Source organism: Pseudonocardia abyssalis (assembly GCF_019263705.2).
In the GTDB taxonomy this organism is placed as follows: domain Bacteria; phylum Actinomycetota; class Actinomycetes; order Mycobacteriales; family Pseudonocardiaceae; genus Pseudonocardia; species Pseudonocardia abyssalis.
In genome coordinates this window covers 1,868,978-1,887,765 of the sequence record NZ_JADQDK010000001.1, presented here as the reverse complement: position 1 = coordinate 1,887,765, position 18,788 = coordinate 1,868,978, and the positions used below count along the sequence as shown (strand labels likewise).

The following is an 18,788-nucleotide window of genomic DNA, read 5'->3' as shown; positions in this document are numbered from 1 at the left end:
GACTTCTCCTAACCCTTGACCGCGCCGTTGGTGAGACCGGCGACGATGCGCCGCTGGAAGAACAGGACGAGGATGATCACCGGGATGGTGACGACCACGGCGGCCGCGGCGATGCCGCCCGTCGGGTCCTCGAACTGCGATGCGCCGGAGAACAGGCCGAGCGCGGCCGGCACGGGGCGGGCCGCCGAGGTCGAGGTCAGCGAGATCCCGTACACGAAGTCGTTCCAGGCCAGGAAGAACGCGATGATCGCCGTGGTGAACACGCCGGGGGCGGCGAGCGGCACGATGACCTTGCGGAACGCCTGCCAGGTGGTGGCGCCGTCGACCTGCGCGGCCTGCTCCATCTCCCACGGGATCTCCCGGAAGAACGCCGACATGGTCCAGATCGAGATCGGCAGCGTCAGCGACAGGTACGGGATGATCAGGCCGGGCCAGGTGTCGTAGAGCCCGATCTGGCGCCACAGGTTGAACAGCGGCGTGACGATCGAGATCACCGGGAAGATCGCCACCGCGAGGGCCGTGGACAGGATGATCTTCTTGCCGGGGAAGTCGAGCCGGGCGATGGCGTACGCCGCGAACATCGCGAGCAGGCACGACAGCGCCGTGGCGATCAGGCAGATGCCGAAGGAGTTGAGCAGGGCGGGCAGGAACAGCTCACTGGCGTCCCCGGTGAGGATCAGCGAGTAGTTCTCCCAGGTGAAGACGGTGGGCAGGAACTGCCCGTTGGAGATGTCGGAGGCCGATTTGAACGACAGCGACACGATCCAGGCGATCGGGAACAGGGCGTAGAGGATGATCCCGATGCCGGCGACGATCCACCAGGTGCGTTCGCGCGTGGACATCTACTTCTCCCCTCGGGCCTGGGCCAGGTCGACCTTGAACCCCTTGATGAATCCGAACGCGATGAGCACCACGGACAGGAAGAGCAGAACCGACACCGCCGACCCCAGGCCGATCTCGAGCCGGGCGATCGTCTGGCGGTAGGCCAGGAACGACACCGTCTCGGTGCCGTTGGCGCCCGCCGTCATGATGAAGACGCTGTCGAACACGCGGAACGCGTCGAGCGTGCGGAACAGCAGGGCCACCATGATCGCGGCCTTCATGTTCGGGATGGTCACCTTGCGCATCCGCTGCCACCAGGTGGCGCCGTCGACCTGCGCGGCCTCCTGCAGCACGTCGGGCACCTGGGCCAGACCCGCGAGCAGCAGCAGCGAGATGAACGGGGTGGTCTTCCAGATCTCGGCCAGGCAGATCACCAGGAGCGACGTGCCGGTCTGGCCGAACCAGTCGGTCTCCGCCGAGATGCCCGGCAGCCACGCGAACCAGCTGTTGACGAAGCCCGACGTCAGGTCGAACGCGAACTGCCACGCGAACGCCGAGACGACGGTGATGATCGCGTAGGGCAGCAGGATCGCGGCCCGCAGGATCGGGCGCAGGCCCTTGAGCGCCTTGAGCATCACCAGCGCGAGCGCGAAGCCCAGCACCAGTTCCACCGCGACGGTGACGACCGTGATGAACGCGGTCACGCCGAAGGACTGCCACCACAGGGCGTCGGTGAGGACGACCCAGTAGTTGCCCAGCCCGACGAACGAGCGGTTGCCCGGGTCGGTGAGCCGGTAGGAGAACAGCGAGTCGTAGATCGCCTGGAAGATCGGGTACGCGGTGACGAGCAGCATCACCGCGAACGCCGGACCGGCGAGCATCCAGCCCAGGCGCCGCTCGGCGCGGACGCGGTCGCTGGTGTGCCGGGCCGGTGCCGGCGCGGCCGTGGCCGACCCGGTGGACGGGGGCGCGGTCGTGGTCACAGCAGTTCCTCCCCGGACAGGACGGCGCGGATCAGGGCGGCGGCGTCGGGCCCGGTCGCGGGCGACACCGCGGTCGGCGGGTGGTACTCGCGCTGCAGGCTGCCGGAGACCTCGCTGTAGTACGCGGTCTGCGGGCGGGGCTTCGCCTGCTGCAGGGACTGGGCGATCACCGGGGCCATGGGGAACTCCGCGATGACCTCCGGGTCCTCGAACACCGCGAGGCTGGCCGCGGGGTTGCCGTCGGAGATGAAGTACGCCTTCTGGTTCTCGTCGGAGGTGATGCACTCGGTGGCCTGGTACGCGAGGTCCGGGTAGCGGCTGGACGCGCCGACGCCGAGGTTGATCCCGCCGTAGGGCGGGGCGCTGGGCGTACCCGGGTCGACCTCGGGGTAGACGGCCCAGCCGTAGTCGTCGACCACGGACTGGTCTAGCGTGCCGCCCTCGACGCCGCTCTTCGCGCGGCCCCAGACGAACGGCCAGTTGACCATGAACCCGGCGGCGCCGTTCTCGAAGGACGCGACGCTCTCGTCCTCACCCGCGGTGGTGAACGCCGGGCCGACCACGCCGCTGTTCGCGATCTCGCTCATGACGGCGGAGGCGCGCTGGGACTGCGGGCTGTCCAGACCGAGCTGGATGTCCTCGGGCCGGTCGGCGGTCTGCGTGATGACCTCGCCGCCCGCCGACTGGATCAGCGCGTTGAACCACACGACGAGCGACTCGGCGCGGCGGCCCTGCGCCGCGATCTGGGTGTCCTGGGCCTGGGCGGCGGCGACGAGCTGGTCCCAGGTGACCGGCTGGGTCATGTCCAGCCCGGCGGCCTCGGCGACCGACTTCTTGTACCAGAGGAGCTGGGTGTTGGCCCAGAACGGGATGGTGACCAGCTGGTCGTTCCACGTCGCACCGTCGATCGCGCTCTGCGCGACGCCGTCGATCGCGCGCGCCCCGACCTCGGCGGGCACGGGGGCGAGGAAGCCGGCCTGTGCGAACTCCGGGATGTAGGGCGGGTCGAGGCTCATGATGTCGATCGAGGAGTCGCCCGCCGCGAGGCGGCGCACGAGCTGCTGGCGCTGCTCGGAGGACTCGCGGGGCAGGGTGGAGACCTCGATGTCGTAGGCGCCGTTCGCCGCCGCGGTGCAGGCGGCGGCGATCTCGGCCTGTCCGCCGGAGTCGGGGTTGATGTACCAGGTCAGGGTGGGTGGTCCGGGATCGGAGACCCCGCACCCGGCCAGGCCGCACAGGGCGAGCGCGGCCACCGCCGCGGTGCCCAGGCGCCGCCGTCGTCGTTGACGCATGCTGCTCCTCCGTGGGATCGAACTGCCTTCATCGGGACGTCTGCGCCGCACGAGCCGGCGGTCAGTGGCCTCGGCCCACCGGGCCGGATCGGCGACCCGGGGCGGGCGGCACGCCGGGGGCCGGCGTGGGTGGGCGGGTGTCGACCGCGCCCGGGGGAGCAGGGCCGGGCGGGCGGCGGCGGGGCGCGCCGCCCCGGTTGACGGCGGCGGGGCCGCGCGGGTATACCTCACGGACCGCCACGGAGCACCCCCGGGAGCCCGACGACTCGGTCACAGGCCCCCCTTGGAAGCGCTTCCAGTTCTAGCACTCTGGACGACCCGCGTACGTGCTGTCAAGAGTGCGTAAGTGCTCCGGAAGCCCTTCCGGTGACCTAGGCTGGTGCGATGAGCGTCACCCTCGCTGACGTGGCGCGCCGGGCCGGGGTCTCCCCGGCCACGGCGTCGCGGGCGTTGAGCGACCGACCCCACGTCGCGGTCGCGACCCGTGCGCGGGTGCGTGCGGCGGCCGAGGAGCTGGCCTTCGTGGCCTCCCCGGATGCCGCCGGTCTGGCGCGGGGGACCACCGGCCGGGTCGGCGTCGTCCTGCCGCACCTGTCGCGCTGGTTCTTCGGGGCGGTGCTGGAGGGCATCGAGTCGGTGCTGCGTCACGAGCGCATCGACCTGCTGCTCTACCGCGTCGGTGACGCCGCCGACCGGCGCGCCTTCTTCGATACCCTTCCGGCCCGCCGCAAGGTCGATGCGCTGGTGGTGCTGGGCCTCCCGGTCGACGCCCGGGAGCGGGAGCGCCTCGAGCTCATGGGCGTCACGATCGTGGCGGCGGTCGGGCAGGTGGCGGGGCACCCCTTCGTCGGGGTCGACGACCACGTCGCGGGACGCCAGGCCGTCGACCACCTGGTGCACCTGGGGCACCGCCGGATCGGCATGATCGCCGCGACCGACCCGCAGAGCGACGGGTACCCGGACGCCCGCTCGGTCGCCTACCGCGACTCACTGGCCGACGCGGGCATCCCCTACGACGAGGACCTGGTGGCGGTCGTCGACTGGGGCGGTGCCGGGGGCGCCGAGGGGATGGCGCGGCTGCTCGGGCTCCGCGAACCGCCGACGGCGGTCTACGCGCACTCCGACGAGGTGGCCCTGGGCGCGGTGCGGACGCTGCGCCGGGCCGGGCTGCGGGTCCCGGAGGACCTGTCGGTGATCGGGATCGACGACCATCCGCTGGCCGACCTGACCGACCTCACCACCGTGCGGCAGCCCGCGCGGGAGCAGGGCGAGGTGGCGGCGCGGATGGTGCTCGCGGCCCTGGCCGATGCCCCCGGGGCGGACGTACCGGGGGCACGTGCTCCCGGGGGTGTCACGCTGCCCACGCAGCTCGTGGTCCGCCGCAGCACCGCGCCCCCGCGCGACGGGGTGACCGCGCCCCCGCGCGACGGGTGACCGCGCCCCCGCGCGCCGGGTGACGGTCCGTCCCGGGCGGGTGCGGGTCAGGCGGCGCGGCGCACCGGTTCCGGGGCGGCGGGGGCCCGGGGCGTCGCGATCGTCATTCCGGCTTCGATGAGCCAGAGCTGGGCGCGGGTGCAGGTCGGGCAGATCCAGACGACGGTGCCGTCCGGCTCGTGCTGGCTGCTCCACGTCAGGTCGCCGGGGGTGTGCGGGAGGGCGCAGAGCGGGCAGGTGTCCATGCCGGTAGAGCCTGACGCACCCGCTTTGCCGCCCCGTGAACCCGGCGCTAACTCCACGGTGCGTGGACGTCCTACTACAGGGAGTGCAGGAACCTGTCGATGCGCACCAGCGCCTCCTCCAGCTGAGGCAGCGCGGTGGCGTAGGAGCAGCGGATGTGGCCCTCGCCGGAGGGCCCGAACACGTTGCCCGGCACGACCGCGACGCTCTCCGCGTGCAGCAGCCGCTCGGCGAAGGTCTCGCTGTCGAGCCCGGAGGACCGGATCGAGGGGAACGCGTAGAACGCCCCACCCGGCTCCGGGCAGTCCAGCCCGATCTCGCGCAGGCCCTTGACGAACACGCGGCGGCGGCGGTCGTAGTCGGCGACCATCGCGTCGACGTCGTCGTCGGGCCCGGTCAGCGCCTCCACCGCGGCGAGCTGGGAGACGTGCGGCGCGCACAGCATCGTGTACTGGTGCACGCGCACGCACAGCTCCGCGACGGCCTGCGGCGCGCAGATCCAGCCGACCCGCCAGCCCGTCATCGCGTGGGCCTTGGAGAAGCCGCCCAGCAGCACGGTGCGCTCGCGGGCGCCGGGCAGCGCGCCGAGGCAGGTGTGCGTGCCGTCGTAGGTGAGGCGGTCGTAGATCTCGTCGGAGATCAGGTAGAGGTCGTGCTCCTCGGCGAGCCGGACCAGCGCCTCCAGGGCCGCGCGGGGCTGCACCGCACCCGTCGGGTTGGCGGGGGAGCCGATCAGGATGGCCTTGGTGCGCGGGGTGATCGCCGCGGCGACGACGTCGGCGTCGATCGCGAAGTCGTCCTCGGCGCGGGTCGGCACCCGCACCGGCGTGCCGCCGGCGAACCCGACGCACGGCTCGTAGGCCACGTAGCAGGGCTCCGGGACGATCACCTCGTCGCCGGGGTTGAGCAGCACCCGCAGCACCAGGTCGAGGCCCTCGGAGACACCGGTGGTGATCAGGCACTCGTCGCGCGGGTCGTAGGAGGCGCCGTAGCGGGTGGCGAGGTCGTCGCAGATCAGCTCGCGCAGCCTCGGCAGGCCCGCGTTGGAGGTGTAGGTGGTGTAGCCGTGCTCGAGGGCGTAGATGCCGGCCTCGCGGATGCGCCACGGCGTCACGAAGTCGGGCTCGCCGACCCCGAGGGAGATCACGTCGTCCATCTCGGCGGCGATGTCGAAGAACCGCCGGATGCCCGAGGGCGGGCAGGCCGCGATGACGGAGTTGAGCGGCTTCACGGCGTGACCGGCAGGCGGTGGTCGGCGTCCGGCGTGGCGAACGAGTCGCCGTCGCGCTTGTAGGTCTTGAGCACGAAGTGCGTGGCCGTGGCGCGGACGCGGTCGATCGTGGAGAGCTTCTGGGACACGAAGTCCGACACCGCGCGGATCGTGCGGCCCTCGACGGTGCAGCGCAGGTCCTGGCTGCCGGAGACCAGGTACACGCTGCGGACCTCGGGGAACCGGGCGATCCGCTCGGCCACGTCGTCGAAGCCGACGCCGCGGGCCGGGGCGAGGGAGACGTCGATGAACGCGGTGACGGTCTCGGCGGTGGAGTCGCCGTCGACGGCGTCCCAGTCGACGACGGCCTTGTAGCGGCGGATCGCGCCGGACGCCTCCCAGGCCGTGACCGCAGCGCTGACGTCGGCGACGGGGATGCCGGTCATCGTGGCGAGGGTGTCGTGGGAGAGCTGGGCGTCGCGCTCCAGCAGTTCGAGGATCTGGCGCACCCGGCGACCCTACGTCGCAGCGCGCGCGAGCCTGCGCACCGCCTCGTGGATCACCGGTTCGGGGTGCGAGGCGTAGCAGCAGCGGATCGCGTGCGGCTGTGGTGCCTCCACCGCGAACGCGCCGCCCGGCACGAATCCGACCCCGTGCTCCAGCGCACGGGGGAGCAGTGCGGTGGTGTCGACGCCGGGGAGCTCCAGCCAGCAGAACATCCCGCCCGTCGGGGCCGAGCAGGTGACGCCGGGCAGGTGCCGCGCCACGGCCGTGGTGAAGGCGTGCGCCCGGCTCGCGGTGGCGGCGCGGACGCCGCTCAGGTGGGCGTCGAGGAAGGCGGTGTCGGCGAGCAGGTCGGCCGCGATCGCCTGCGTCAGCGACGACGTGCACAGGTCGGTGCACTGCTTGAGGAGCTCGACGGCGGCGAGCAGCCCGGGCGGCCCGCTGAGCCACCCGACGCGCAGGGCCGGCGCCAGCACCTTCGACGCGCTGCCCAGCCGGACCACACGATCGGAGTGCGCGGCGACCGGGAGCGGGGGTGCGCCGTCGAAGGCGAGCAGGCCGTACGGGTCGTCCTCGACGACGGTGAACCCGTACCGCTCCGCCAGTCCGGCGAGCCGCACCCGCCGCTGCGGGGAGAGGGTGACCCCGCGCGGGTTGTGGAAGGTCGAGACGGTGTGCACGAGCCGCGGCCGCAGCCCGTCGCGCAGGTGGTCCTCCAGCACGTCGACCCGCAGGCCGTCGCCGTCGAGCGGGACCGGGTGCAGCGCGGCCCCCGCGGCCTGGAACACCTGCAGCGCGCCGACGTAGGCCGGGTCCTCGACCACCACCGCGTCGCCGGGGTCGAGCACCGCGCGGGCGACGAGATCGAGCGCCTGCTGCGACCCGGTGGTCACGACGACGTCGGTGATCTCGCGGCGGCAGCGGGCGGTCTCGTGGGCGGCGAGGACGACGCGCAGCGCGGGGAGCCCGGCCGTCTCGCCGTACTGGATCGACGCGGGGTGCGCGAGCGCGGCCGCGGCGGCGGCGGCGATCCGCTCGCGCGGCATCAGGTCGGCGGCGGGCAGGCCTCCGGCCAGGCTGATCACCTCCGGGCGGGAGGTGAGGGCGAGCAGGTCGCGGATGGCGGAGCCGCGGACGGAGCGGGCGGCGGTGGACAGGGGCACGGGGACCTCGCAGGGTCGATCTGGACGGGGTGGGGCGTCCTGGATCGACAGGGCGGGGGTGCGGTCCGGGGTGGCGGGCCACCTCCGATGATGCCGGGCGGTCCCGGGATACGGAACCGGTTTCCCGACAGATGGAACGCAGATCCACCTCCTTCGACCGATGCGGTCCGCCGGCGGCGGTCCTGGCGTCGGGGCATGACGGCGAAGGCGGTGCTCGGAGTGGTGCTCCTGGGGGCGGGTCTGGTGCTCGCCCTGGTGTTCCCGGAGCTGCGGTCCCTGTGGTTCGAGGGGAGAACGCCCGGGATCCTGCCGGCCGTGATCGGTGCGTTCGAGCTGTTCGACGGCCACCGGCGGAGACGAAACCTCGACGCCGGACGAGAGCGTCCAGATCGAGGGTGACGGGGTGGCCCGCGACGTCGAGCGTGGCGGCGCCGGTGTGCTCCCCGGACAGCTCGTAGTGCCCGTCGATCAGGGCGTACGTGGTCGGGGAGACGGGGCCGTCGATGTCGAGCATCCAGTACCGGCCGATCCCGGCCTCCGGGTACCCGGCGAACTCGAGGATGCGGTCGACCTTGCGCGTACCGTCCGACGGGATCTCGACTGCGAGCAGCACGTCACTCCGTCGACCAACTCCAGCCGGAAGGCCTCGTCCTCGGGAAGAGCCTCCCGTTCCTGGAGCGTCAGCAGGTGGCTCGGCCAGGTGGCTGTCAGCGCGCTCTCCCTTCGACGTCGTCATGGTGCCATGGGACCCCGACAGCCACGGGCCGTTCGGGACGTCCGGCGCGCCGGTGGCAGGGTGGCGCCGTGACCACCGACGCGGACGGGCTGTTCGAGCTCGACGAGCCGGCCCCCGAGGCCGTTCCGGAGCGCGCGCGGGCCACCGCCCCGCTCGCCGCCCGGATGCGCCCGCGCACCCTGGACGAGGTCGTCGGGCAGGCCCACCTGCTCGCGCCGGGCGCCCCGCTGCGGCGGCTCGTCGAGGGCGGGGCGGCGGCGTCGGTGCTGCTCCACGGCCCGCCCGGCACCGGGAAGACCACCATCGCGCGGTTGCTGGCGGGTGTCGGGTCCCGGCACTTCGTCGCCCTGTCGGCGCTGTCGAGCGGCGTCAAGGAGCTGCGCGAGGTGATCGCCGACGCCAGGCGCCGCCGCGACCACCACGACCAGCAGACCGTCCTGTTCATCGACGAGGTCCACCGCTTCTCCAAGACCCAGCAGGACGCCCTGCTCGGTGCGGTCGAGGACCGGTTGGTCCTGCTCGTCGCGGCCACCACGGAGAACCCGTCGTTCTCGGTCGTCTCGCCGCTGCTGTCGCGCTCGCTGGTGCTGCAGCTGCAGTCGCTCACCGAGGACGACGTGCGGGCGCTGCTGCGCCGGGCCGTCGCCGACCCGCGGGGCCTGGCTGCCGCGGTGGAGCTGGCGGCCGACGCCGAGGACGCGCTCGTCCGGCTCGCCGCGGGTGACGCCCGGCGCGCGCTCACCGCGCTGGAGGCCAGTGCCGACGGGGTGCTCGGCACCGGGGCCACCGTGATCGACGTGCCCGCGGTCGAGCGCGCGGTCACCGAGGCGACCGTCCGCTACGACCGCCAGGGCGACCAGCACTACGACGTCATCAGCGCGTTCATCAAGTCCATCCGCGGCTCCGACCCCGACGCCGCGCTGCACTACCTCGCCCGCATGATCGTCGCGGGGGAGGACGCCCGGTTCATCGCGCGGCGGCTGATGGTGCACGCGAGCGAGGACATCGGCCTCGCCGACCCCACCGCGCTGCAGGCCGCCGTCGCCGCCGCTCAGGTCGTGCAGCTCATCGGCATGCCGGAGGCCCGGCTCGCGCTCGCGCAGGCCACGGTGCACCTGGCGACGGCGCCGAAGTCGAACGCGGTGATCGTCGGCATCGACGAGGCGATGGCCGAGGTCCGGGCCGGCGCCGTCGGAGCGGTGCCGCCGCACCTGCGCGACGGGCACTACGCGGGGGCGCAGAAGCTCGGCAACGCCGTCGGCTACCGCTACCCGCACAACCACCCCGACGGCGTGCTCGCCCAGCAGTACCCGCCCGACGCGCTGGTCGGGACGGACTACTACCGGCCCACCCCGCACGGCGGCGAGCGCACCCTGTCCGAGCGGCTGGCCAAGCTGCGCCGCGCCGTCCGGGGCCGCTGACGCGCACCTTCCCGCCGTTCGCGCACGTCCGGACGTGCGCGGGGCGCCGGGAGGTGCGCGGGGCTCAGGTGCTGAGGTCGGTGCGGAACTGCATCGCCCGGTACGGCCAGCCCAGCGCGGTGTTCCACTGGCTCACGACCAGGTGCAGGTCGTCGAGGCGGGAGCCGGGGAGCACGTAGCCGCCGTAGAGCTGGGCGACGCGGCCGGCGGCGTGGTCCTCGTGCTCCCACGCGCAGCCGTCGAGCACGGTGACGCGCCGGGCGGTGTGCAGGTCCTCGAGCGGGGAGGCGAGGTCGAGGACGTCCATGCGGTAGTTGCCGGCGTCGAAGACGGAGAGCAGCCAGCGGTCCTCGACCCGGCGGAGCGAGAGCTCCCCGTACGCCCCGGGCAGGGCGACCGTCGGCGGGCGGCCCCACGCCCAGCCGTCGTCGGGGGAGAAGCCCCAGCTCTCCCAGGCCCCGGGCGTGGTGATCCGGTCGGCGGGCACCCGGTGCAGCACGAGCCCCTTGTCGCGCTGGAAGCCGGTGGTGAAGGCGTGGACGAACCCGTCGTCGCCGAGCTCCCAGGTGAGCATCTGGAACATGCCGTCGAGGTGCCCACCCGGCCACCGCACACCGGTGGGACGCCAGGTGACGCCCTGGTCGCGCGAGGAGTGGATCTCCGTCCAGTGCACGTGGCCCAGCTCCCGGCACACCATGACGTGCAGGTACATCGTGTCGCCGATCGTGATGACGTCGGTCGGCAGCACGGTGGTGACGCGGCGGGGGCGGCGGGCGAACCAGCGCGGCACCTGGTGGACGTAGCGCACCACCTGCCGGGCCCGCGGCCCGCGGCCGGCGCTGCCGGTCCAGCGCAGCCCGGTCGGGACCGACGCCGGGTCCCCGAACAGCACGACGGGCGAGCGCCAGCCGCGGCCGCCCGCGCGGGGGGAGGCGAAGGTGTCGCCGAAGACCGACACCAGCCGCCCGTCCGGGGCCGTCGTGGTGGCGCCGAGGTCGGTGCCACCGATGCCGAACGCGTCGGTGTGGCCGGGTCCGGTGAGGTCGGTGACCTTGTACGCCGGTGCCCGGGTCACCGGGCCGTCGCTCGCCGCGCTCATGCGGCCGAGCCTGCCACGCCCCCCACCCACGCGAGTCGCGAGATCCCCGCCCGCGAGTCGCGACACTCAGGCCGGGTCGCGCTCGATCGGGCAGCTCATGCAACGGGGCCCCCCGCGGCCGCGCCCGAGCTCGCCGCCGGGGATGTCGAGGACCTCGATGCCGTGGCGGCGCAGGAACGTGTTGGTCGTGACGTTGCGCTCGTAGGTGAGCACCACCCCGGGCGAGACGGCGAGGACGTTGCAGCCGTCGTCCCACTGCTCCCGCTCGGCCGCGTGCACGTCCTGCTCCGCGGTCAGCACGCGGATCTCCGGCAGCCCCAGCACCTCGGCGATCGCGGCGTGCATGCCGTCGGGGGAGTGGTCGGTGACGTGCAGTTCCTTCTCGTTGTCGCCGGGGCGCACGGTGTACGCGGGCAGCATCCCCAGCCCCGCGTACTTCGTGAACGTCTCCGGGTCGACCATCGTCATCACGGTGTCGAGGTGCATGAGCGCGCGGGTCTCGGGCATCCGCAGCGCGACGATCCGGTCGACGTCGCCGCCCGCGAACAGCGCCCGCGCCAGCCGCTCGACGCCCGCCGCGGTCGTCCGCTCGCTCATCCCGACGAGCACGGCGCCGCCGCCGAGCACGAGCATGTCGCCGCCCTCGGTGGTGGCGACGCCGTTCTCCGAGCCCGCCGACCAGATCCGGAACCCGGCGTCGGCGAACAGCGGGTGCCAGCGGTAGACCGCCTCGTAGTGCACGGTCTCGCGGATGCGGGCCTGCTTGCGCATGCTGTTGATCGACACGCCGCCGCCGATCCATGCCGACGTGTCGCGGGTGTAGAGGTGGTTGGGCAGGGGTTCGAGGACGAAGTCGTCGGGTTCGAGGACGTGGAAGGCGACCGAGCGCGGCTCCGGGATCCGGGCGAGGACCTCGCGCTTGGTGATCCCGCCGATCAGGTGCTCGGTGAGGGTGTCGAGGTCCATCGCGTCGAAGCAGTTGCGCAGTGCGTCGATCGCCATCGGGCCGTAGACGCGCTCGTCGAAGATCCGGTCCAGGACGTAGGCGTGCGCCTCGGGGATCTCGACGGTCGAGCGGAGCAGCTCGCCGAAGAGGTGGACGGACACGCCGCGGGAGCCGAGCACCTCCGCGAACCGGTCGTGCTCCTCCTGCGCGCGCTGCACCCACAGCACGTCGTCGAAGAGCAGGCGGTCCTTGTTGCCGGGCGTCAGGCGTTTCAGCTCCAGGCCGGGGCGGTGCAGGATGACCTGGCGCAGCCTGCCGACCTCGGAGTCCACTCGGTACATGCGTGACATCGTGGCACCCGTGGACCTCGACCGGCTCGACGAGCAGATCATCGCCCTCCTGGTCGACGACGCCCGGCGCAGCTACGCCGACCTCGGCACGCGGGTGGGGCTGTCGGCGTCGGCGGTGAAGCGGCGGGTCGACCGGCTGCGCACCGGGGGGGCGATCACCGGGTTCACCGTGCGGCTCGACCCCGGAGCGCTCGGCTGGACGATCGAGGGCTACGTCGAGCTGCACTGCCGCATGCGCACCCCGCCCGCGACGATCCGGGCCGCGGTGGAGCGGTTCCCCGAGGTCGTCGACGCGAGCACCGTCTCCGGGGAGGCCGACGCGGTGCTGCGCATCCTCGCCGCCGACATCCGGCACTTCGAGAAGGTGCTGGAGCAGATCGGGGCGGAGCCGTTCGTGGCGCGGACCAAGAGCGTGCTCGTGCTCAGCCCGCTGATCCGCCGCCCGGCCGCGCCCCATCCGCCGGTCTGACCGGTCGCGCGGGTTCCGTGCGTCGACGCCCGGATCCACGCGGGTTCCGTGCGTCGTCAGGCCGCGGATCGCGGTTGTCCCGCGCACCGGGCGTTCCTACCGTTGAGGTGTCCCGGCCCCGCCGTCGCGGCCGTCCCGCCGCATCCGTGGAGCGTGTTCGTGACCAGCGTCCTGTCCCGCCCCGATCCCGTCGGCGACCGCGTCGCCCGGCCCCGCCACTACCTGATGTGCCGGCCCGACCACTTCGCCGTGACCTACGCCATCAACCCGTGGATGCGCCCCGACCTGCCCGTCGACACCGCCCGCGCGGTGCGGCAGTGGGAGGACCTGCGACGCACCTACCTCGACCTCGGCCACGTCGTCGACCTGCTCGACCCCGTCCCCGGCCTGCCCGACATGGTGTTCGCCGCCAACGGCGCCACCGTCGTCGGCGGGCGGGTGCTCGGCGCGCGGTTCCGCCATCCCGAGCGGGCCGCCGAGGCCGCCGCGCACACCGCCTGGTTCCGGGCGGCGGGGTTCCCGACCACCGAGCCGGAGTTCGTCAACGAGGGGGAGGGCGACCTGCTCGTCGTCGGCGACGTGGTGCTCGCCGGCACCGGGTTCCGCACCGACCCCCGCGCCCACGCGGAGGTCGCGCGCGTGCTCGGCCGCGAGGTGCTGACCCTGGACCTGGTCGACCCCCGCTACTACCACCTCGACACCGCGGTCGCCGCCCTCGACGACGCCACGATCGCCTGGCTCCCCTCGGCGTTCACCCCGGCCGCGCAGGCCGTGCTGCGCGCGCGGTTCCCCGACGCCGTCGTCGCCGACGTGGCCGACGCCGCCGTGCTCGGCCTCAACGCGGTGAGCGACGGCCGCCACGTCGTGCTCCCCGCGCAGGCCCCGCGGCTCGCGGCCGCGATCGCCGACCGCGGCTTCGTGCCCGTCCCCGTCGACCTGTCCGAGCTGCTCCTGGGCGGCGGCGGACCCAAGTGCTGCACCCTGGAGGTACGACCGTGACCGCCGCCGAGATGGCAATCACCGAGGAGTCCGCCACCGCGTTCCACGAGCGCCTGATGGACGAGCACTCCGCGCACAACTACCACCCGCTGCCGGTCGTGGTGGCGCACGCGCAGGGCTCCTGGGTCACCGACGTCGAGGGCGACCGGTACCTCGACTGCCTCGCCGGCTACTCCGCGCTCAACTTCGGCCACGGACATCCCGCGTTGCTCGCCGCCGCGCACGCCCAGCTCGACCGCGTGACGCTGACCAGCCGCGCGTTCGGCAGCGACCGCATCGGCCCGTTCTGCGCGGGCCTCGCGACCCTGCTGGGCAAGGAGATGGTCCTGCCGATGAACACCGGCGCCGAGGCCGTCGAGAGCGGGATCAAGGTCGCGCGCAAGTGGGGCTACGAGGTCAAGGGCGTGCCGGAGGACCGCGCCCGGATCGTCGTGGCCGACGGCGGGTTCCACGGCCGCACGACCACGATCGTCGGCTTCTCCACCGATCCCGACGCCCGCGGGGGCTTCGGCCCGTTCACCCCGGGCTTCGACGTGGTGCCCTACGGCGACGCCGAGGCCCTCCGCGCCGCGATCACGCCCGACACCGTCGCCGTGCTGATCGAGCCCGTCCAGGGCGAGGCCGGGGTCGTCGTACCGCCGCCGGGGTACCTCGCCGCGGTCCGCGAGGTGTGCACCGCGCACCGGGTGCTGTTCGTCGCCGACGAGGTGCAGTCCGGGCTGGGTCGCACCGGGCACGTCCTGGCGACGCGCGCCGCGGGCGTCGACGCCGACGTCTACCTGCTCGGCAAGGCCCTCGGCGGCGGGATCATGGCGCTCTCGGCCGTGGTCGCCGACCGGGACGTGCTCGGCGTCCTGCGCCCCGGCCAGCACGGGAGCACGTTCGGCGGCAACCCGCTGGCCTGCGCCGTCGGCCTCGCGGTGCTCGACCTGCTCGCCGACACCGGCCCGGACGGGATGCCGGCCCGGGCCACCGCGCGGGGTGCGGAGCTGCACGCCCGGCTCGGTGAGCTGGTCGGGCACGGGGTCACCGCGGTACGCGGGGTCGGGTTGTGGGCCGGCGTCGACGTCGACCCGCGGATCGGCACCGGCCGCGCGGTGAGCGAGGCACTCGCCCGCCGCGGGGTCCTGGTCAAGGACACCCACGGCGCGACGATCCGGTTCTCGCCCCCGCTGGTGATCACCTCCGAGGAGGTCCGGGTGGCCGTCGACGCCCTGCGGGACGTGCTCAGCCCAGCGTGATCTCCAGGTTCGGCACGTTCGGGCTCTCCGCCGACCCGAGCCGCTTCCAGCCCTGCGGCGAGGCCTCGTCGGCGGCGCGCAGCATCATGGTCCCGGTCGGCACGCCCGCCGCGGACCAGGCCCGCACCAGCTCGGTGACGTCCACCTGCGTCCAGCCCGCGGCGCAGGCCGGGGCGTTGCCGCGGGTCTCGGTGCTGGTCGACCACAGCCGCTCGGCGGCGGGCTGGTTCGCGAAGCGCGTCGCGGGTCCGACGGCCGGGGCGGACCAGACCTCCCACGCCGCCGGGGCGCACGACGAGGACCAGTCCTGGTGCACCCGCAGCACGGCCGTGCCGATCGGGCGGCCGGCCACCTCGGCCAGGTCCCAGGACAGGAAGCTGCGCGCGACCGCTACGCCGTCGTAGCTGCCCAGTCGCAGATCCGGGTCACCGGAGGCGTCGCTGCGCAGGATCGTCGACTGCACGGTGGTGTCGAACGGTGCCGGGGTCGCGCCGGACACCGGGGCGGACGCGACGACGCGGCTGACGGCGGACTCGGTGGCGGCCCCCTCCACGACGCGTTCGGTGCCCGGGGCGGTCGTGGTCAGCGCGAGCACCGGGGCCGGGCCGACCGCGGTGCCGGCACGCCGGATCGACGCGGCGAAGCCGGTGCGGGTCGCCTCGACGACGAGGTCGTACCCGGGGGCCACCTGGGGGTAGGTGGCGCGGTTCCCGGCGAGGGCGGGCGCGGGCAGCGGGTCCGGCCCGACCGGGGCGAGCGCGGCCGACCCGCCGCCGGTCCACCGCACGACCGGGCCGGTCGGGGTGAGCGTCAGGTCGTGGAGGGCGGCGGCCGGCCGGATGACTCCGTCCGGACCCGATCCGAAAGTCAGGTCGACGGGTACCCACTCGGCCCCGCGGCGCAGTTGCACCGGCCCGGCGAAGAGGGTGACCGCGCGGGAGCCGTCGACGCGGGCCACGGTCGTGCTGGTCTCGGTACGGGTCTCGGGTGTGTCCGGTTCGTCGGCTCCGGCGGTTCCGGGAACGGCCAGTGCGAGCGCGACACCGAGGAGGACCGCGGTGCGTGCCGCGTACGTCTTCATGATCGTGATCAGACGTGGTGTGACGCAGAGCCGACAAGATCAACGGGTGCATCGCACCCACAACGGTGACGCCGTCCATCCGTTCGGGGTGCCCGGTGACCGACGGATCGCCGAGCGGTACCACCGTCCGGCTCAGGATCTGCGGCGGAACGGGCGATCGTCGGCAGGGCCTTTCACGAGGAGTTCGGGCCGCAGGGTTCCGAACAGCACGGTCAGCAACAGCTCGGCCCGGGAGTCCGCCGGCTCGTCGGGTCGGTTCATCGTGCGCGTCAGCAGGGTGTTGACGAGCAGGGCGCTGATGTCGGCCGCGACCGGGTAGGACCGCAGCTCCCCGGTGCGCTGCCCGTGCTCGATCAGCAGCCGGATCGAGTCGGGGACCGGGGCGAGCAGGCGGGGGTCGATCTCGTCGGCCGGATCGGCGGGGCCCTCGACGCGGATCGTGTAGTCCTGCACCGCGGAGAAGAACGACGCGCTGAGCTCGCGGTGTCGCGAGGTCATCCGGGCCAGGGCTCTGACCTGGTCCTCCAGGGCCGCGACCGCCGCACGTCCGGCCGCCACGTCGCGTTCGGCCTGCACGAACAGCGGCCGCACCAGCGGCGCGTAGACGTGTCCGATCAGCGAGTGCTTGGACGGGAAGTGGTTGTACGCGGTGGCGGCGGAGACCCCGGCCGCGGCCGCGATGTCCTCGATCCGGGTACGCGCCCACCCCCGTGAACCGAACGTCGCGTCGGCAGCATCGAGCAGCGCGCGCCGTGTGCGGTCGCGCTTCGTCTGGGCGGCCCGGGCCCGTGGATCGGCCGCTCGGGGTTCGTCGGCAGAGGACATTGAACGCAGAGTAACCAACTTCGGGCTGAAGTGCTCTTGACTCCAACTTGGAGAGTCACCCAAAATGCGTACTTGAACGGTGAACGAGTTCGCTCCGCAGGGCACAGCGGAGCGGGTTCGGGAGGGTCACGATCCGGGAGCGTCGGGGGACGCTCGCGTATCTCGCGGACAACGGGTCTCTCCGACTGCAGGGCAGTACGACTGTCGCTCCCGGGGCCCCCGGGGCGTGGCAGCAGTCCGCACGACGTCGGCGCCGCAGTGCTGATCCGGGACGCCGACCTGGGAGGGGAACCCGCATGAACGAGTTCGTCCGATGACGGCCGCGACGGTGCTGGAGCCGGTCGCCGTCGAGACCGCCGGCCGCACCGGGGTCGTCGAGGAGTACGCCGACCGGGAGCCGGCGGCCCCGGAGTCCACCCTGGAGTCGATGGTCGCCGCGGCCGTCGCGGGGGAGGACCGGGCACGTGACCGACTTCTCGCCGAGATTCACCCGTTCGTGCTCCGCTACTGCCGCGGACGGCTCGGCCGGCAGGAGAGCGTCACGGGTTCGGCCGACGACGTCGCCCAGGAGGTCTGCCTCGCCGTGGTCAGCGCGCTGCCCGCGTACAAGATGCGTGGGCTGTCGTTCCGGGCCTTCGTCTACGGGATCGCCGCACACAAGGTGACCGACGCGTTCCGGGTCATCGGCCGCAACCGCACCGAGCCCGTCCCCGAGCTGCCCGACGCCCCCGTGTCCGACGACGGCCCCGAGCACCGGCTGCTCGAGTGCGAGCTCAGTGAGCGGCTCGGCGAGCTGCTGCACATCCTCACCCCGCGCCAGCGGGAGGTCCTCGTGCTGCGCATCGCGGTGGGGCTCAGTGCGGAGGAGACCGCCGCCGCGGTCTCCTCCACACCCGGCGCGGTGCGCGTCACCCAGCACCGCGCGCTGAACCGCCTGCGCGCCGCGCTCGGCCCCGGCGCCGCCGACCTGGTGGTCCCCGCCCCGCGCTCGCCCCTCGACGCCCTCTGAGCACCCGCCCGCCGCCCGCCCCGGTGGATCATCACCGGGGCGGGCGGGGGAGCGACCCCAGGTGGCGGGCCATCTCCCGCGCGGTAGCCTGACCGGCGATCACACTCTGTCGTCGAACGGTTCGAGGAGGCCTCGTGTCGGCTGGTCAGATCGCCGCGCTCATCGCCGCGGGGGCGTTCGTCGTCCTCGTGCTGCTGCTGGCGGTCCCGCTGCTCAAGCTGGGTCGCACCCTCGACGAGGCGACCGTCGCCATCCGCAAGGCACACGAGGGCAGCGCGCCGCTGCTCGACAACGCCCAGACCACGCTGCACCAGGTGAACACGCAGCTGGAGCGGGTGGACGGCATCACCTCGAGCGCGCGCACCGTCACCAGCAACGTCTCGGTGCTCACGTCGCTGTTCACCGCCACGATGGGCGGCCCGCTGGTCCGGGCGGCCGCGTTCTCCTACGGGCTGAACAAGGCGGTGAAGGCCCGTCGTGCCGGGCGCGACGCCGGCGCACACTCGTTGCAGACCCGCCCGGGTCGGCTGCGTCGCAAGGGGAAGAAGTCATGAGCGAGCTCGCGAGCGGATCGTCGGCGCAGCGCCGTGCCGCTTCACCGGCCGGGCGCAGCGAGGCCGTGCGATGAAGCGGTTGTTCTGGGTCGGGGTCGGCGCGGTCGCCGGTTCCTACGTGACCCGTCGTGCCACCCGGGCCGCGCACGCCGTCACGCCGTCGGGCATCGGTGGGAACATCGCCGACGGCCTGCGCGAGCTCGGGGCCGGCCTGGGTGCGTTCGGCGCCGAGGTCCGCGCCGGCATGGACGCCCGCGAGCGCGAGCTGACCGAGCTGGTCGAGCGCCGTACCGGTGGGCACGTCCCCACCTACGCCGAGGCGCTCGCCGAGCCCGCTCCTGCGCGAGCGCCGCGGGCAGGGAACTAGTCCCTCCCTGCCGCTCCGCCCCATTCCTCCTCGGTAGAGA

At 73.5% G+C, this 18,788-nt stretch carries 20 protein-coding genes; 9 read left to right on the top strand and 11 right to left on the bottom strand.

Annotated features, from left to right (window positions below; genetic code table 11):
• Positions 1-8: 8 nt before the first annotated feature.
• Genes I4I81_RS09050 through I4I81_RS09040 form a run of 3 tightly spaced genes read right to left on the bottom strand, consistent with a single transcriptional unit; the run spans position 9 to position 3,097 of the window.
• Positions 9-842, bottom strand: coding sequence for a carbohydrate ABC transporter permease (locus tag I4I81_RS09050; RefSeq protein WP_218602496.1), 834 nt, complete (start codon positions 840-842; stop codon positions 9-11).
• Entirely contained in the window at positions 843-1,805 is a 963-nt protein-coding gene (locus I4I81_RS09045) for a carbohydrate ABC transporter permease (RefSeq protein ID WP_226363843.1), read from the bottom strand.
• The gene (locus I4I81_RS09040) at positions 1,802-3,097 is read right to left on the bottom strand and encodes an extracellular solute-binding protein (protein ID WP_225924525.1); all 1,296 of its coding nucleotides are present in this window, start codon (positions 3,095-3,097) and stop codon (positions 1,802-1,804) included. The genes I4I81_RS09045 and I4I81_RS09040 overlap by 4 nt, the downstream gene beginning before the upstream one ends.
• 384 nt (positions 3,098-3,481) lie before the next feature.
• On the opposite strand from I4I81_RS09040, the gene I4I81_RS09035 reads away from it, so the two are divergent.
• Entirely contained in the window at positions 3,482-4,531 is a 1,050-nt protein-coding gene (locus I4I81_RS09035) for a LacI family DNA-binding transcriptional regulator (protein ID WP_218605851.1), read from the top strand.
• A gap of 47 nt (positions 4,532-4,578) precedes the next feature.
• Here I4I81_RS09035 and I4I81_RS09030 read toward each other — a convergent pair whose 3' ends face one another.
• The 4 genes from I4I81_RS09030 to I4I81_RS09015 all read right to left on the bottom strand — a co-directional run bounded on the left by I4I81_RS09030 (position 4,579) and on the right by I4I81_RS09015 (position 7,651).
• Positions 4,579-4,776: a hypothetical protein gene (locus I4I81_RS09030; RefSeq protein ID WP_218605852.1), complete on the bottom strand. Its 198-nt coding sequence runs from the start codon at positions 4,774-4,776 to the stop codon at positions 4,579-4,581.
• Positions 4,777-4,850: 74 nt separating this feature from the next.
• On the bottom strand, positions 4,851-6,005 hold the full coding sequence (locus I4I81_RS09025; protein WP_218605853.1) for an aminotransferase class I/II-fold pyridoxal phosphate-dependent enzyme: 1,155 nt from the start codon (positions 6,003-6,005) through the stop codon (positions 4,851-4,853).
• Complete coding sequence (locus I4I81_RS09020) at positions 6,002-6,493, bottom strand: Lrp/AsnC family transcriptional regulator (protein WP_218605854.1); 492 nt, start codon at positions 6,491-6,493, stop codon at positions 6,002-6,004. The genes I4I81_RS09025 and I4I81_RS09020 overlap by 4 nt, the downstream gene beginning before the upstream one ends.
• A 9-nt stretch (positions 6,494-6,502) precedes the next feature.
• Complete coding sequence (locus I4I81_RS09015) at positions 6,503-7,651, bottom strand: aminotransferase-like domain-containing protein (protein ID WP_226363842.1); 1,149 nt, start codon at positions 7,649-7,651, stop codon at positions 6,503-6,505.
• A 195-nt stretch (positions 7,652-7,846) separates the two neighbouring features.
• Between I4I81_RS09015 and I4I81_RS09010 the strand changes: the two genes are divergently transcribed.
• Together I4I81_RS09010 and I4I81_RS09005 are read left to right on the top strand one after the other, a co-directional pair.
• Positions 7,847-8,050, top strand: coding sequence for a hypothetical protein (locus I4I81_RS09010; protein ID WP_218605600.1), 204 nt, complete (start codon positions 7,847-7,849; stop codon positions 8,048-8,050).
• 426 nt (positions 8,051-8,476) lie between these two features.
• Positions 8,477-9,808, top strand: coding sequence for a replication-associated recombination protein A (locus tag I4I81_RS09005; protein WP_225925251.1), 1,332 nt, complete (start codon positions 8,477-8,479; stop codon positions 9,806-9,808).
• 64 nt (positions 9,809-9,872) lie between these two features.
• Here the strand turns inward: I4I81_RS09005 and I4I81_RS09000 are convergent, their stop codons facing one another.
• Both I4I81_RS09000 and I4I81_RS08995 read right to left on the bottom strand, forming a co-directional pair.
• Positions 9,873-10,907, bottom strand: a complete 1,035-nt coding sequence (locus I4I81_RS09000) for a glycoside hydrolase family 183 protein (RefSeq protein ID WP_218605601.1) — start codon at positions 10,905-10,907, stop codon at positions 9,873-9,875.
• Positions 10,908-10,973: 66 nt separating this feature from the next.
• Entirely contained in the window at positions 10,974-12,194 is a 1,221-nt protein-coding gene (locus I4I81_RS08995; RefSeq protein WP_443690155.1) for an arginine deiminase, read from the bottom strand.
• On the opposite strand from I4I81_RS08995, the gene I4I81_RS08990 reads away from it, so the two are divergent.
• From I4I81_RS08990 to rocD, 3 genes are all read left to right on the top strand, one after another.
• The gene (locus tag I4I81_RS08990) at positions 12,193-12,672 is read left to right on the top strand and encodes an Lrp/AsnC family transcriptional regulator (RefSeq protein WP_218605603.1); all 480 of its coding nucleotides are present in this window, start codon (positions 12,193-12,195) and stop codon (positions 12,670-12,672) included. The genes I4I81_RS08995 and I4I81_RS08990 overlap by 2 nt on opposite strands.
• Before the next feature lie 225 nt (positions 12,673-12,897).
• Entirely contained in the window at positions 12,898-13,671 is a 774-nt protein-coding gene (gene ddaH / locus I4I81_RS08985; RefSeq protein ID WP_218616546.1) for a dimethylargininase, read from the top strand.
• 11 nt (positions 13,672-13,682) lie between these two features.
• Complete coding sequence (gene rocD / locus I4I81_RS08980) at positions 13,683-14,912, top strand: ornithine--oxo-acid transaminase (protein ID WP_218605646.1); 1,230 nt, start codon at positions 13,683-13,685, stop codon at positions 14,910-14,912.
• On the opposite strand, the gene I4I81_RS08975 is transcribed toward rocD, so the two are convergent.
• Together I4I81_RS08975 and I4I81_RS08970 are read right to left on the bottom strand one after the other, a co-directional pair.
• Positions 14,899-15,993, bottom strand: a complete 1,095-nt coding sequence (locus I4I81_RS08975; protein ID WP_218605644.1) for a DNRLRE domain-containing protein — start codon at positions 15,991-15,993, stop codon at positions 14,899-14,901. The genes rocD and I4I81_RS08975 overlap by 14 nt on opposite strands.
• Before the next feature lie 132 nt (positions 15,994-16,125).
• Positions 16,126-16,818, bottom strand: a complete 693-nt coding sequence (locus I4I81_RS08970; protein WP_218605643.1) for a TetR family transcriptional regulator — start codon at positions 16,816-16,818, stop codon at positions 16,126-16,128.
• 313 nt (positions 16,819-17,131) lie between these two features.
• Between I4I81_RS08970 and shbA the strand changes: the two genes are divergently transcribed.
• The 3 genes from shbA (at position 17,132) to I4I81_RS08955 (ending at position 18,748) form a co-directional block, all read left to right on the top strand.
• The gene (gene shbA, locus I4I81_RS08965) at positions 17,132-17,827 is read left to right on the top strand and encodes an RNA polymerase sigma factor ShbA (protein WP_218615955.1); all 696 of its coding nucleotides are present in this window, start codon (positions 17,132-17,134) and stop codon (positions 17,825-17,827) included.
• 134 nt (positions 17,828-17,961) lie between these two features.
• Entirely contained in the window at positions 17,962-18,381 is a 420-nt protein-coding gene (locus I4I81_RS08960; protein ID WP_218605143.1) for a DUF948 domain-containing protein, read from the top strand.
• A gap of 70 nt (positions 18,382-18,451) precedes the next feature.
• Positions 18,452-18,748, top strand: a complete 297-nt coding sequence (locus I4I81_RS08955) for a hypothetical protein (protein ID WP_218605144.1) — start codon at positions 18,452-18,454, stop codon at positions 18,746-18,748.
• Positions 18,749-18,788 lie beyond the last annotated feature (40 nt).